The organism is Apibacter muscae (assembly GCF_007845635.1).
GTDB classification, from domain to species: Bacteria; Bacteroidota; Bacteroidia; order Flavobacteriales; family Weeksellaceae; genus Apibacter; species Apibacter muscae.
In genome coordinates this window covers 259150-274309 of sequence record NZ_SELG01000032.1, presented here as the reverse complement: position 1 = coordinate 274309, position 15160 = coordinate 259150, and the positions used below count along the sequence as shown (strand labels likewise).

The window sequence follows — 15160 nt, the reverse complement described above, 5'->3', positions numbered from 1 at the left end:
ATAAGAATTAATTAAATTAAAGAATTTAATGACTTAGGCTTTTTCAGAATTTCCTAGTAAGATGTTAGTAACACATGTTCCTGCGGGCACCATGGGATAAACCATACCTTTTAATTCTACTTGTATATCTAATAGGTAAGACCCCTTGTGCTGAATCATTTCATGGATAGCAGCATCTAAATCTTCTCTTTTATTAATAGTTTTTGCTTCTATTCGATAGGCTTTGGCTATCGCTTCAAAATCAGGGTTATCCATAATAGTTTCTGAATATCTTTCGTCAAAAAAGAGTTCTTGCCATTGTCTTACCATTCCCAGAAAATGATTATTTAGAATGATGATTTTAACATCAATTCCATATTGCATAATAGTTCCGAGTTCTTGCAAAGTCATTTGAAATCCACCATCTCCAACAAAAAGACAAACGGTTCTATCAGGATTTCCAATTTTTGCACCAATAGCTGCCGGTAATCCAAAGCCCATAGTCCCTAAACCTCCGGAGGTAACAACACTTCGCGTTTCCTTGTATTTAAAGTAACGTACCCCCATCATTTGATGCTGCCCAACATCCGTAACAAGAATTCCTTCGTTATTAGTAGCTTCAGAAACTTTTCTTACTACTTCTCCCATTTTAATTCCTCCGTCTTGCGGATGAATTTCTTCTTCAATTACGAATTTTTCTTCTTTATCAATGAATACCTTAAAACTATTTTTCCATTCAGTATGCTTATTTTCACTAATGAATTTGGTAACTTCACTTAAAGTTTCTTTAGCATCACCTAAGACTTTGACTGTTGTTTTTACATTTTTATCTATTTCAGCAGGGTCAATATCAAAATGGATAACTTTGGCTTGCTTGGCATAAGTATTTAGATCTCCGGTAACTCGATCGTCAAAACGCATTCCAATAGCAATTAATACGTCACATTCATTGGTTTTCATATTTGGAGCTACATTCCCATGCATCCCTAGCATTCCCATGTTAAGCGTATGATTGGTGGGTAGAGCAGATAAGCCAAGGATCGTAGAAGCAGCGGGTATGTCTGCTTTTTCTAAAAATATTTTTAGTTCATTTTCAGCTTCTCCTAAAAGCACTCCCTGACCAATAAGAGCCAAAGGTTTTTTTGCTCCATTAATTAATTTTGCCGCTTCCTGTATATCATTAAGGTTAATGTCAGGAACCGGTTGGTAGCTACGTATGAAGTTCATGGGCTTATAGGAGTATTCAAGTAAGCCTTGTTGTGCATCTTTAGTTATATCAATAACTACCGGGCCTTTACGTCCAGTATTAGCTATATAGAAAGCTCTAGCAATAGCCCAAGCAATATCTTCAGCTTTTCTTACTTGGTAAGCCCATTTACAAATGGGTTTAGTTATACCTACTATGTCTGCTTCTTGAAATGCGTCGCTTCCAAGTAAGCTTGAGGATACTTGACCAGCAATTACTATTAAAGGTGTGCTATCAATCATAGCGTCAGCAATACCAGTGATTGTATTGGTAGCTCCGGGACCAGAGGTTACTAAAACAATTCCAGCCTTTCCGGTTACCCGTGCATAACCTTGGGCGGAGTGTGCGGCCGCCTGTTCATGTCTTACAAGGTAATGTTTAATTTTATCTTTATAATCATATAGGGTATCAAATACAGGCATGATAGCTCCTCCGGGGTAACCGAAAATAGTATCCGCTCCCTCAGCTATTAATGAACGGATTAGAGCTTCACTCCCGGAAATTTTATTGTTACTCATAGCTTTCTATGTTTATATTTTTATTTATTTAATAATTCTTACCGCTCCCAAATCTGCGGAACTAACCATGCTAGCATAAGCTTTTAAAGCCTTAGAAATTTTTCTATCTCTGTGGGGTTTAAATGCATTTTCACCTTTGGCTAATTCTTGCTCTCTTCTAAAAGCCAATTCTTGATCGGAGATTTTTACATTAATACTTCGGTTGGGTATATCAATTTCAATAATATCCCCATCTTTAACCAAACCAATATTTCCACCAGCTGCTGCCTCTGGTGAGACATGCCCAATGGAAAGCCCAGATGTTCCTCCAGAAAAACGTCCGTCAGTAATTAAGGCACATTCTTTACCTAAATGTCTTGATTTAATATAAGAGGTTGGATAAAGCATTTCTTGCATTCCCGGACCTCCCTTAGGTCCTTCATATGTAATTATTACTACGTCTCCAGACTGAACGCTTCCGTTAAGGATTCCCTCGCAAGCATCGTCTTGAGATTGGAAAATTTTAGCTTTTCCAGTAAATTTAAAAATACTTTCATCAACACCTGCGGTTTTTACCACACATCCGTTAAGTGCTATATTTCCTTTTAAAATGGCTAGTCCACCGTCTTGGGTATAAGCATGTTCTACATCTCTAATACAACCTTCACTCCGGTCCGTATCTAACTCTTCGTATTGAGAGTTTTGAGAACCCATGACTAGATTAAATTTATTTCCGGGTGCTGATTTATATAATTCAAGAACTTTTTCATCAACATTACTTTTACATAAGTTGTATTTTTCAATCGCTTGTCCTAAAGTGAGACCATCCACCCTTGGGGTTGAGATATCAATTAAATGACCTTTGGCTAATTCATGCATGATATTTAAAATTCCGCCTGCACGATTAACATCTTGTATGTGGTATTTCGTGCTATTTGGAGCAACTTTACATAAACAAGGAGTTTTTCTTGATAAAGCATCAATATCATCCATAGTAAAATCAACTTCAGCTTCATTAGCAATTGCAAGAAGATGAAGTATAGTGTTGGTAGATCCACCCATGGCTATATCAAGAGTCATAGCATTAAGAAAGGCTTGTTTGGTAGCAATGTTTCTTGGTAGTACAGATTCATCGCCGTCTCTGTAATATTTATATGCATTTTCAACGATGTGGTGGGCAGCATCTATAAATAGTTTTTTTCTGTTTGCATGGGTAGCGACAATAGTACCATTTCCGGGGAGTGCAAGCCCAATAGCTTCATTTAAACAATTCATAGAGTTTGCGGTAAACATTCCGGAACATGATCCGCAGGTGGGACAAGCTAACCTTTCAATAGCGTTTACCTCTTTATCGGAAACTGTGCTATCTGCAGATTTTATCATAGCATCAACCAAATCTAAGTGTTGATTGTTGTGATTTCCGGCTTCCATGGGACCACCAGAAACAAATATAGTTGGTATATTTAATCGCATGGCTGCCATTAGCATACCAGGTGTAATTTTATCGCAATTACTTATACAAATCATAGCATCAGCTTTATGGGCATTGACCATGTATTCAACGCTGTCAGCGATAAGGTCTCTAGATGGTAGGGAATAGAGCATACCGTCATGCCCCATAGCAATTCCATCGTCTATAGCAATGGTGTTAAATTCAGCAGCAAAACAGCCTAGTTTTTCAATTTCTTCCTTTACATACTGTCCAATATGATGTAGATGCACGTGCCCAGGAACAAATTGAGTAAATGAATTTACTATGGCAATTAGAGGTTTACCCATTTGTTCTTCCTTCATACCATTAGCTCTCCATAATGCTCTGGCTCCAGCCATTCTTCTCCCTTGTGTGCTTGTATGACTTCGTAATTGTGTTTTCATTGTCCGATATTTTTTATAAATAAAAAACCTTTCTCACTTCTAGAGAAAGGCTTTATATAAATCTTTTTTAAATGGATGCATAATACCAATAACCTTTCTCTTCTTATAAGGAAATGACCAAAAGAATGAGAATGACTATATTATGGTTTGTATTGAACATCTTTATTAAATAATTGTCTTTTTCGTAAATCTTAAACCAAATTTAGAATAGTTTTTTATTATACACAAATATTTTTTGATAAATTTAAGTATTTTATTGAGAATAATAGCATGTTTATTTAAATACTACATCTATAATAAGATAAAAAATAATTATTCGTTTTTAATTATTGATAGTAATAAGGTGGATTTGTTTTGAATTTTATTTTTAATTGGCTGAATAAACGCTTAAAATTATTGAATTAATAATTAATTAGGTTTGTAGTTTTTTTGTTGAGTAAGAAGATTATTTAGTAAATTTTAATAATAAACTTATGCATAACATTTACAATTAAGGATTAGATAAAACACTGAAAGTTTTCCTTAATTTTGATTCTTAGTTTGTAACGAATTTTAAACTTGGCACTAAATCTTTATTAATAGTTTGTAAAATCTTATTTAATTATGAGTATGTTTCGGCTTAAAATGATCAAACAGCAAAGAGTAGGAGTGTTACTACTTATAGTATTTATTATTGCTTTAGAAATATTTTTACATAAGGATAAGTTTATAAAAAAATCTTCAATAATAGTTAATGAATTGCCTCATTCCATAAAATCCCAGATTACAGAATTTGGCTCTTCATATCCTAAGGATTCATTGAAATTTTTTGATCCGAATCAATATACTTCTGAAGATTGGCAAAGGATAGGTTTTACCAAAAAGCAGTCAGATGTTATTTTGAAGTATAAAGAATTACTGGGCGGGACTTTTACTTCAAAAGAACAAATTAGAAAATGTTTTGTAATATCAGAGGAAAAATATAAAGAGTTAGAATCATACATACAACTGCCCGAAAAGTTTCGTACCAATACAGCAAAACAAGAAATTCAAAATTTACAAAAAAATACTTATTCATTGACTTTATTTGATCCTAATGATTACACTTTACATGATTGGGTTAAAATTGGTTTCACCAAAAAGCAGGCAGAGGTTATACTTAAATATAAGGGGATCTTGGGTGGTAAGTTTACTTCTAAAGAACAAATTAAAAAGTGTTTTGTTATATCTGATGAAAAATATAAAGAACTAGCAGCTTATATTCGATTACCGGAAGGTGAGTCTTCAATTCATAAACAACTGAAATCAACTTTGAAAAATAAAATAGATTTAAATAAAGCAACATACAATGATATTTATGCAATTTTGGGCGATGCTGTGCTAGCGAAACGTTTAATAAGTTTTCGTAATGGATTAGGGGGATTTGTATCCAAAAATCAGTTGGATGATGTTTATGGTATTACTAGTAGAAATAAAGATTCACTTTTAAATGCTTTTGTTGTAAAAGTTGAAAATATTAAAAAGATAAATTTAAATAAGGCTACAGAAGACGAACTACAAAGGAATATTTATTTGCGTAAGTATAAAAATAAAATAATTGAACTTAGGTTAAAAGGAGAAAATCCAATTAAAGCTATCTCATCTTCAGACAGCAAGTATCAATGGATTGTGCAATATTTAGAATAAATTATTGATATCTTTTGTGTTCTGTGTTTTTATTGCCGTTGATCATTTTAAAAAATTTTCTTAAAGGACCTAAGTAGTTATTAACATCAAAAAGGTCAGAATCTTTCATTGATTTTAATGTTAGAAAAATACCTAAAGGAAAAAAAACTAGGTTGGGTATCCATGAAGCCCAATAGGCGTTCATAATTTGATTTTTGGCTAAATTTTCCATATACAAGCCCAATACGTAAAAAATAATAAATATGATAACAGCGACAATAACAGGCATACCCACACCTCCTTTTCTAATTATAGATCCTAAAGGTGCCCCTATTAAAAAGAATACTATGCAAGTAAATGAAAAAGAAATTACATTTTTATGTTGCCATATAATCATTTTTGAGATGTACTTACCGGTAGACTTTATTTCGGGAGTTCTAGCTTCTAATTCTGATTTAGCATACTTTACATTATCAATGGCTGATTGAACTATTCTTACTTGAGTATTACTGTCTAACTTATTCCAATCAAAAGGGAGATTAGCTTTATAGTTTGAGTAATCTATAGAGTCCAAGGGGCTACTATTACTTAATAAAAAAGATAGACTATAATCTGCGAATTGTTTGTAATAAATTTGATTAGATTTTTGTATAGAGTCTATATATACATCAAGTTTAGAAAAGGATTTGTATCTGTAATTATCTCCGCCTGATTCTTGATCTAATGACTTTTTTATTAAATCAGAAATATCAAAGTATTGGGTTAATGTATCAAATTTTATAACACTACTTTCTTGTTTAGCCAAGGCTGCAGGACTTTTGCCTTTAATATCTTCTTGGTAGATGTAACCATCGTACAATTCTAATTTAAGAAAATAGTTATTTTTAGAAACAATATTACCTTTCTTTGAAATTATGGTTTGTTGATCTTCATTAGGGAAAGTATTTTTATAAATGAAAACATCCTCCCATATTTCTCCATTGTCTCCACTTTTTTTTCCAATTTTTATGCTAAAGGGATTCATTTCTTTTATAAATTTCCCTTCTTCAAAATTTAAGGCAGGTCTGGTTTTTATAATGTTAGTTAACATGGTTCTTGCCTTTCTTTGATTGTCTGGAAGTACTGTATTTGAAAAATAAAACAACCAAATAGACATGACGACTACAAAGCAGAAAAGAGGAAACATAACTCTAGCTAAAGAAATTCCAGCAGATTTCATGGCAGCTAATTCGTAACGCTCTCCAAATCCACCAAATGTCATTATAGAAGAAAGTAGTATGGTTAGTGGTAGTACTAATCGTATTACATCAAGTCCTAAATAATAAAGAAGTTTGGTAATGTCCCATAGTGTTAATCCTTTCCCTAGGAACTTATCCATTTGATTAAAAGCAAACTGTATAACAAAGATGAACATTAAAACACTAAAAATAAATAAAAAGGGTCCAAAAAATGTCCGTATAATGTACCAGTCTAGCTTTTTAACCATTCGTTCAGTTATAAAAAATGTTATAAGTTAGTAATTGTATAATCCGGGTATTTGCTTGAATCAAATGACAGCAAGGATTTATTAACAATGATATTTTCTTTAAAGTCAGTGATCGTTAAGATCAGTGAGCTACCATCGTTATAATTTTCCGAAACTCGTACAATTTTATTATTGGCAATGGCTAAAACAATGGATTTAGATTTGTTGTTGGTAGGAACCAATTTTATAAGAGAACATTTTACACCATTAACCGTAGAGCTTCCTTCGGAACTTATATTAAATCCTTTCTTATATAAATTTAAAATATTAATGGGCGAGATACCATCTCCATCTTCAGGATTAGAGATTGTAATTTCTTTATCATCCTTGGAAATTGTATAAATTTTTGATCCGTCTGAAATTTGAGTTATGCTAGGCAATATTAGGTGGTATTTATTACCAGCGGCATAAATTTGCCCGACCTCCGTGGTGCTTTTTTGTTCCGGGACAGTGTATAAGTAATTAAATTTAATGTAAAATGTTGAGCTTTTGCTTAGCTGAGCGCTGGCATTGTCTAATATAGTTTTAGCATTAGCATCTATTTTTTGCCCCCATAGTAAGAATGAAGAGGTAAAGAGCATAATAAATAATATTTTTTTCATATAAAATAAACTTTTACTTTTATAAATTTTCCAATAATTGTTCCAAACTATTTAAATCTGTCACTAAGACTTTTCTGGCTTTACTTCCTTCAAAAGGTCCTACAATACCAGCAGCTTCCAACTGATCCATAATTCGTCCTGCACGATTATAACCTAAGGATAATTTTCTTTGAATTAATGATGTTGAGCCTTGTTGAGCACTTACTAAAACGCGAGCAGCATCAGCAAAAAGGTCGTCTCTTTTTGTTTCTTCCGCTTCAGAATCAAACCCACTTGGTTTATCTTCATAGACTTCTGGTAACAAATAAGCATCTGGATATCCTTGTTGAGAACCTATATATTCCGTAATTTGATCAACTTCAGGAGTATCAACAAAAGCACACTGCATACGTATAAGTTCATTTCCTGTGGTAAATAACATGTCTCCCTTACCAATTAATTGATCGGCTCCGTTTCCATCCAAGATTGTTCTTGAGTCAATTTTTGAAGTAACTCGGAAAGCTACTCTTGCGGGGAAATTGGCTTTAATCATCCCTGTTATCACATTTACGGAAGGTCTTTGTGTAGCGATTATTAAATGAATCCCAATGGCACGAGCCAATTGAGCCAAGCGAGCAATTGGTAGCTCTACTTCCTTACCCGCAGTCATAATCAAATCAGCAAATTCATCAACAACAAGAACAATGTAAGGTAAATATCTATGACCTTTTTCAGGGTTTAATCGTCTCTGTATAAATTTTTCGTTGTATTCTTTAATGTTTCTAACGTAGGCATCCTGCAATAATTTGTAGCGACTGTCCATTTCTTCGCAAAGTGAGTTTAGGGTATTTATTACCTTTTTAGTATCTGTGATGATTGATTCATCAGATCCTGGAAGCTTAGCTAAAAAATGTCTTTCAATTTTATTGTACAGAGTAAGTTCTACTTTTTTAGGATCAACAAAAACAAATTTTAATTCACTAGGGTGTTTTTTATAAAGCAATGAGGTAACAATTGCGTTTAAACCTACGGATTTCCCTTGTCCTGTTGCTCCAGCCATTAGCAAGTGAGGCATTTTAGTTAAATCAGTTACAAAAGTTTCATTTGAAATTGTTTTACCAAAAACAATTGGGAGTTCCATTTCAATTTTCTGAAATTTTTGAGAAGCTATAACGGAACGCATCGATACCATAGTAGGAGTACTATTGGGAACTTCTATTCCTATTGTACCTTTGCCTGGGATGGGAGCTATAATTCTGATTCCTAGCGCGGCTAAGCTTAATGCTATGTCATCTTCTAAATTCTTAATTTTAGAAATCCTTATGCCTGCCTCTGGGATAATTTCGTATAAAGTAACCGTAGGGCCAATAGTAGCTTTTATGCTGGAAATTCCTATACCATAGTTTCCTAGGGTAGTAACAATTTTATTTTTATTTTCTTCTAGTTCTTGATTATTAATGGTGATAGCATCGTTAGCTATATTATACGTTTTTAGTAATTCTAAGGGAGGGTATTTATACTTTCCTAATTCTAATTTTGGATCGTAGGGACCAGATTTATCTATGATATTTTTGGATAATTCTTCATCAGAAATAATTTCTTCAATCTCTGGATTTTCAATGGTTAAACTTATTTCTTCAATCGTCTCCTCTGCTTTTGGTATATCTATTTCAAAACTAGTTGAAATGTTTTCTTGTACAGAAATTTCAATATTTCTTTCTTCTATGTTTATTTCAGGATCTGAATTTGAAATGATATTCTTGTCATTAATATCATCTTTAGTATTCGTTAATATAGTTTCTGATTGTATAGTACTTGGATCTTCTATTTTTTCGTATATATTTTCTTCCGCAAAGGGTTCATTATTTATAGAATTATCTGTAGTCCTTTTTCTATTTTTGTGATGTATAGAATTAAATTTTTCTTTAATATGATCCATACTCAAATTAAATTCTAATATAAAATAGACAGCAAGAGACAGAAGTAATAAAAATACAGTACCTACACTACCCAGTAAGGATTTTAAATAATCGTGAACTTCATAACCAATCAAGCCAGAAAGTAACCATTTATAACTAAAAATCATAGCTAAAAAAACAGGTAGCCATATGATAAAGAATATTGCGTGGGAAAGAAGCTTCCATAGCTTAAGGATTTCTTTACCGATAAGAACTTTAATGGAAAGACAAAACAAATAGAAAGGTATAAAAAATGCTGTTATTCCAATTCCATTAAAAATAAAAAATTCTCCTAAAAAAGCACCAAATTTACCCATGGGATTTAGAGCTACCACATTTTTATCAAGAAATTTGGTTATTTGACTTTGATCTTCTTTCCAATAAAGAAAGAAATAAATGAATGAGAGAAATAATGCAATAGAAAATATAAATAAGCACAATCCAAAGATTGTTATTAGAACTCTTTTTTTTTGTTTTTTCTCTAGAATTTTAGAGGGTTTCTCCATTATTAATTATAAATTAATTAAGCTACAAAAATAATAATTTAAGTCGGTTTAATGATAAGAATAATAATTATTACACTAAACTTTTCAAAGTCCTAAATCTTGATGATAATTGGTGATGAAGTATATTCTGAAAATAAATTATTTGATTAAATATTTAAATAGATGAAAATCGTAATTTTAGATAGGAGGTATAATTATTTAAATATTTAATTCAAAATTATAAGGGATAGATATTCAAATATTTGATACTTATATTTCAAATATTTTAGTAACTATTAATAATCAGATATTGAAAGATAAGAATTCTTAAGAATAATTTCAGTAATAAAAAAGCCCTAATTAATTAGGGCTTTTTTATTATTTATGAAGGAAAATTATCTTCTATCTCCTAAAAATCTTAATAAAAATAGGAATAGATTTATAAAATCTAAATATAAAGACAAAGCGCCCATAATAGCTCCTTTCGAATAATTTTCAGTGCCATTTTCTCCGATGGTAGCTCCAATTTCTTTTATTTTTTGAGTGTCATAAGCAATTAGTCCTACAAAAACTAAAACTCCAACTATAGATATGATAAGATTTAAAGTACCATTGTGTAGAAAAATATTGACAATAGTTGCTAAAACGATTCCAATTAAAGCCATAAATAATATTTTACCCATTTTGGTAAGATCTGTTTTCGTAAAATATCCATAGGCACTCATAATCGCAAAGGTTCCAGCTGTAATAAAAAAGGTGGTAGCGATAGAGCTCATGGTATAAGCAATGAATATCATGGACAAAGTCATCCCATTCACTAGCGAGTAGAATAAAAATACTGCGGTAGCTAGACTTAGTGTCATTTTATTGATAGCTGCGCTTAACCAAAAAACTAATGCAAGCTCTCCGATAATCAATGCATAAAAAAGAAAAGTTGGTGCGCCTGTAATGGGCTTAAACATTAAATTAAGTAAAGGCTCTGAAGTAGCCGTATAATAAGCGGCTAAACCAGTTATAGCCAAGGCTAAACTCATCCACATATAAACTTTAGCAATAAAAGTAGCTTGTTGTGATGCCACTGTTTGTTTTAAAGTGTAATTTTCAGCAGTATTTCTGTATTCGTTGTTTTCCATTTTTTAGTAATACGTATTTATTTTTAATATTAATTCACAAATTTTGTTCCAATATAAAATTGGGTTCACCATTTTGAGATTTTCTCAACTCTTGTTTCGTGTCTTCCGCCTTCAAATTGGGTGCTTAAAAAAGTATCTACCAATTCTTGTGCTAGTTCTTTAGCAATAAACCTTGTAGGTATTGCCATAACATTGGCATTGTTGTGTTGTCGACTGAGTTTAGCTATGTCATTTTGCCAGCATAGTGCACAACGTATTCCTGCATGTTTATTTGCTGTAATAGAAACCCCTTCACCGCTTCCGCAAAATAAAAATCCAAAATCAAATTCTTTGTTTTCGATGGCAGTTGCCAGAGGATGAACAAAATCAGGGTAATCAACGCTATCTTGGGAATAAGTACCAAAATCATGAACTTGAAAACCTCGGTCGGTAAGATATTTAAAAATATGATTTTTATATTCAAACCCTGCATGATCTGCTGCTACGGCTATTTTCATATTTAATTTTTTATTTCATTAATAAATTTTTGAATTCTTTGTAAGCTTTCTTCTTTACCCAAAATTTCCATAATCACAGGTATATCCGGACCGCTTAATGCACCTACAAGAGCTAAACGAATAGGTTGCATTACTTTTCCGAATCCCAATTCGGATTTTTCTACAAAGTTATGAATACAATCATGTATTTCTTTTTCATTAAAGTTAATTCCTTCTAATAGTTCTAGTATTTGAGAAAGAATAGAATCAGTATCTTCTTTTACTACTTTTTTATAATTTTTTTCGTTGTATTCCTTGGGCTCATTCCAGAAAAAGGAACCTTCCTTCCATATTTCTTTTACAAAATTAACCCTTTCTTTCAATAAAGCTATAATCTTTGTGTCAAAAGTAGGATTAGGTGTAACTCCGTTTTCTTTTAAAACTTCTTCAAATAAAGGTAAAAGATTTTGTGCCGGGCTTTTTAAAATATATTCATGGTTAAACCATACAGCCTTTTCCTTACTAAAACGTGCTCCGGATTTATGTACTTTTTCCAAGTCAAATTCTTGGATCATCTCATCCAAAGACAATATTTCTTTATTATCTGCGGGAGACCAACCCAACAAAGCTAGCATATTGGTAAAAGCTTGAGGTAAGTAGCCTTCTTCTTTATATCCTATGGAAGAGGTTCCTTCTTTCTGGTCTTTCCAAGCAAGTGGAAAAACGGGAAATCCAAACTTATCCCCGTCTCTTTTGCTTAACTTACCCTTACCTTCTGGCTTTAAAATCAATGGAAGATGGGCAAACTGTGGAGGATTCCATCCAAAAGCTTCATAAAGAAGTATATGTAAAGGTAAAGAGGGTAACCATTCTTCTCCACGAATCACATGAGAGATTTTCATGGTATAATCATCAATAATATTGGCTAAATGATAAGTAGGTATACCATCTGCCTTTACTAGGACTTTGTCATCCAAAGTATTTGTTTCAATAGTAAACTTTCCACGTATCATATCACTTAAAACCAAAGTTCTGTATGGAGGTGTTTTAAATCTTACAACGTAAGGAATACCTTCTTCAATTTTCTTTTGAACCTCTACATCGCTTAAGGTTAAACTATTGTTTAATTGATTTCTGATTTCAAAATTATAGGAAAAAACCTTTCCTTTCGCTTCATGTTCTGCGCGCAATTGTTCTAATTCTTCTTGTGTATCAAAAGCAATATAAGCGTAGTCTGTAGACAAAATTTGTTTGATGTACTGATCGTAAATTTCTTTTCTTTCAGATTGTTTGTAAGGTCCAAATGCACCGCCTTTCTCAACACTTTCATCAACCTCTATTCCACACCATTTTAAACTTTCATTTATATATGGTTCAGCACCTTCTACAAATCGATTTTGGTCTGTATCTTCAATACGAAGAATAAACTTACCCTTATTTTTCTTAGCAAATAAATAATTATAAAGTGCTGTTCTAACTCCCCCTATATGAAGGTAGCCGGTAGGGCTTGGAGCAAAACGTACCCGAACTTCTGACATTGTATTCTTTTAAATAGATTTAAATACAAAAATACAGAAGAAAAATAAATATTTGAGTTTTTAATTCGTATGTTGCTCATAAAAGTAAATCACAAGTTTTACAAACTTTTTTTATTGAATAAATTTTACCCTTACTTTTCCTTTTCCAAAGACTTTTTCTAAATCATAAGGATGGGTAATTTTTCCTATGAGTGTATAGTCATAGGATGTATTAAAGCTTTTGTAAAAGATTACCAGAGTATTCGATCCAAATAACATAACATCCCCTTTGTGTATGGTATTTACTCTTGATGGATTTGTGGGAAGATTTTCCGACAGATTACCATACTTCTCGTTTTCATTTAGATCGTTCATTTCAATTGTTAAAGGTAATTGCGATACGAAAGCGTTGGATGTATGATTGTTTTCTAAAGTAAGATTAAAGGTTGTTGTACCGATGATTAGTTTTATTTCTTGTTGATTCCTATTATCCATTTGTATTGAAGCATTTAGGTGATTGTCTTTTCTACAAGCGGATAAGGCTGTTGTAAGAAGCAGGCATACTATTAAGAATAAAATTTTCATCCATTTTATTTTTTTATCTTCCTGATCGGTTTTGCTGGATTGCCGGCGACGATGGTATTATCGGCAACATTTTTGGTTACAATAGATCCTGCCGATACAATGGCATTCTCTCCAATGGTTATACCCGGTAATATTATGGCTCCTGCACCTACCCAAGCGTTTTGCTTGATGTAAATAGGCTTAGTATATACGTTATGACGAAGATGGGGTTCTTCGGCATGATTTTCGGTAATTAGGCTCACGTTCGGACCGATGAAAACTCCATCTTCAAGCGTAATTCCTCCACGGTCCATAAACATACACCCACTGTTGATAAATACTTTTTTTCCTAAGCGGATAAACTGTCCGAAATCGGTACGGAAGGGTGGAACTATCCAAGTAGATTCGTGTAGCTCTTGCCCGGTAAGTTCACTTATAATAGCGCGCGTTTGATCCGGAGTATGATAGCTTGCATTGAGCTCTCCTGTAATGCGCATTCCTCTATGTAAAGCCTCAAGGAGTTGATGGTATTCCGGGTCTGATTCTAAGATCAGATCCCCTCTTTTCATTCGATCCAATATATTCATGGTGTATTATTTCTTTAAACTGTTTGTGAAAAAGGCATCTAGTTTATCAAAGGGAATTATATCTACACGATCATATAAGTCTACGTGTACTCCGTTGGGTATAAGTACCAATTCTTTAGGTTCAGCTGCGGCTTTGTAAGCATCTTCGCTAAAGTAACGAGAGTGAGCCTTTTCACCTGCAATAAGTAGAATAGGACGTGGCGAAATCTCGTTGATGTAGGTCATTATCGGCATATTCATCATGGTCGCTGGATTGGTAAACGACCACGATCCGGTTGAGTTGATGGAGCGTGGATGATAGCCTCTGGGTGTTTTATAATAGTCGAAATATTCTTTGACAAACAGAGGTTCATCACCTTTAAGCGAGTCAGGCAGTCCTGTTTCTTTGAAAGTCAAAGTTTCATTGGCTGCATCGATCCAGCGTTGTTGGCTCATTTGCTCCAATAGTTGTGTGCGTTCTTCTTTAGTCATTGAGTCATTGTATCCTTTGGCGTTTACTCTTGACATATCATACATACTGGCAGTAGCAACAGCTTTGATGCGTTTATCTATGGCAGCGGCATTAAGGGCGAATCCACCAAATCCGCAAATACCGATGATACCTATTCGCTGACGATCTACGTCTCTGAGCAGTCCTAAATAGTCTACGGTAGCACTAAAGTCTTCGGTGTTGATATCGGGGGATGATATGCGACGTGGTTCTCCACTACTTTCTCCTGTGTATGAAGGGTCGAAGGCAAGGGTTATAAATCCGCGTTCAGCCATTTGGTTGGCATATAAGCCTGAGGATTGTTCTTTTACTGCACCAAAAGGTCCGGAAATTGCTATGGCTGCCATTTCTCCACTGTGATTTTTAGGGATGTAAAGATCTCCCATTAGTTCTATGCCGTATCTATTTTTAAATGTTACTTTTTCGCGTGTTACCTTATCGCTTAGTTTAAAGGTGTATGAATCTGAATTTATCATGTTTTTAAAATTTAGATTTTTATTGTTTTTATTTTGAGCCTGAATATATCCGAATGATAAAAGAATGGAAGCTAATACAAGGGTTAAAAGTCTCATAGATTTTCTTAAAATTTTACTAGACAAAAGT

General features: G+C 33.1%; 12 protein-coding genes. 1 reads left to right on the top strand and 11 read right to left on the bottom strand.

Going from position 1 to position 15160, the window contains the following annotated elements; translation table 11 throughout:
• Positions 1–33: 33 nt before the first annotated feature.
• Positions 34–1743, bottom strand: a complete 1710-nt coding sequence (gene ilvB / locus ETU08_RS06360) for a biosynthetic-type acetolactate synthase large subunit (RefSeq protein WP_146262187.1) — start codon at positions 1741–1743, stop codon at positions 34–36.
• A 24-nt stretch (positions 1744–1767) separates the two neighbouring features.
• Positions 1768–3597 carry a dihydroxy-acid dehydratase gene (gene ilvD, locus ETU08_RS06355; protein WP_146262186.1) on the bottom strand — a complete coding sequence of 610 codons (1830 nt, stop codon included), beginning with the start codon at positions 3595–3597 and terminating at the stop codon, positions 1768–1770.
• A gap of 603 nt (positions 3598–4200) precedes the next feature.
• Here ilvD and ETU08_RS06350 point away from each other — a divergent pair.
• Positions 4201–5262: a ComEA family DNA-binding protein gene (locus ETU08_RS06350; protein ID WP_146262185.1), complete on the top strand. Its 1062-nt coding sequence runs from the start codon at positions 4201–4203 to the stop codon at positions 5260–5262.
• 1 nt (position 5263) lies between these two features.
• On the opposite strand, the gene ETU08_RS06345 is transcribed toward ETU08_RS06350, so the two are convergent.
• The 9 genes from ETU08_RS06345 to ETU08_RS06305 form a co-directional block, all read right to left on the bottom strand.
• Positions 5264–6727 carry an LptF/LptG family permease gene (locus ETU08_RS06345; RefSeq protein ID WP_146262184.1) on the bottom strand — a complete coding sequence of 488 codons (1464 nt, stop codon included), beginning with the start codon at positions 6725–6727 and terminating at the stop codon, positions 5264–5266.
• 20 nt (positions 6728–6747) lie between these two features.
• Positions 6748–7368: an outer membrane lipoprotein periplasmic chaperone LolA1 gene (locus ETU08_RS06340; RefSeq protein WP_146262183.1), complete on the bottom strand. Its 621-nt coding sequence runs from the start codon at positions 7366–7368 to the stop codon at positions 6748–6750.
• 19 nt (positions 7369–7387) lie between these two features.
• The gene (locus ETU08_RS06335; RefSeq protein ID WP_146262182.1) at positions 7388–9811 is read right to left on the bottom strand and encodes a DNA translocase FtsK; all 2424 of its coding nucleotides are present in this window, start codon (positions 9809–9811) and stop codon (positions 7388–7390) included.
• A gap of 374 nt (positions 9812–10185) precedes the next feature.
• Entirely contained in the window at positions 10186–10923 is a 738-nt protein-coding gene (locus tag ETU08_RS06330) for a Bax inhibitor-1/YccA family protein (RefSeq protein ID WP_146262181.1), read from the bottom strand.
• Positions 10924–10988: 65 nt separating this feature from the next.
• On the bottom strand, positions 10989–11420 hold the full coding sequence (rpiB, locus tag ETU08_RS06325; RefSeq protein ID WP_146262180.1) for a ribose 5-phosphate isomerase B: 432 nt from the start codon (positions 11418–11420) through the stop codon (positions 10989–10991).
• A 2-nt stretch (positions 11421–11422) separates the two neighbouring features.
• Entirely contained in the window at positions 11423–12937 is a 1515-nt protein-coding gene (gene gltX, locus ETU08_RS06320; protein ID WP_146262179.1) for a glutamate--tRNA ligase, read from the bottom strand.
• A gap of 111 nt (positions 12938–13048) precedes the next feature.
• Positions 13049–13501: a cyclophilin-like fold protein gene (locus ETU08_RS06315; protein WP_146262178.1), complete on the bottom strand. Its 453-nt coding sequence runs from the start codon at positions 13499–13501 to the stop codon at positions 13049–13051.
• A gap of 5 nt (positions 13502–13506) precedes the next feature.
• Positions 13507–13743 carry a DapH/DapD/GlmU-related protein gene (locus ETU08_RS11965; protein WP_221410541.1) on the bottom strand — a complete coding sequence of 79 codons (237 nt, stop codon included), beginning with the start codon at positions 13741–13743 and terminating at the stop codon, positions 13507–13509.
• A gap of 330 nt (positions 13744–14073) precedes the next feature.
• Positions 14074–15129, bottom strand: coding sequence for an alpha/beta hydrolase (locus tag ETU08_RS06305; RefSeq protein ID WP_146262176.1), 1056 nt, complete (start codon positions 15127–15129; stop codon positions 14074–14076).
• Positions 15130–15160 lie beyond the last annotated feature (31 nt).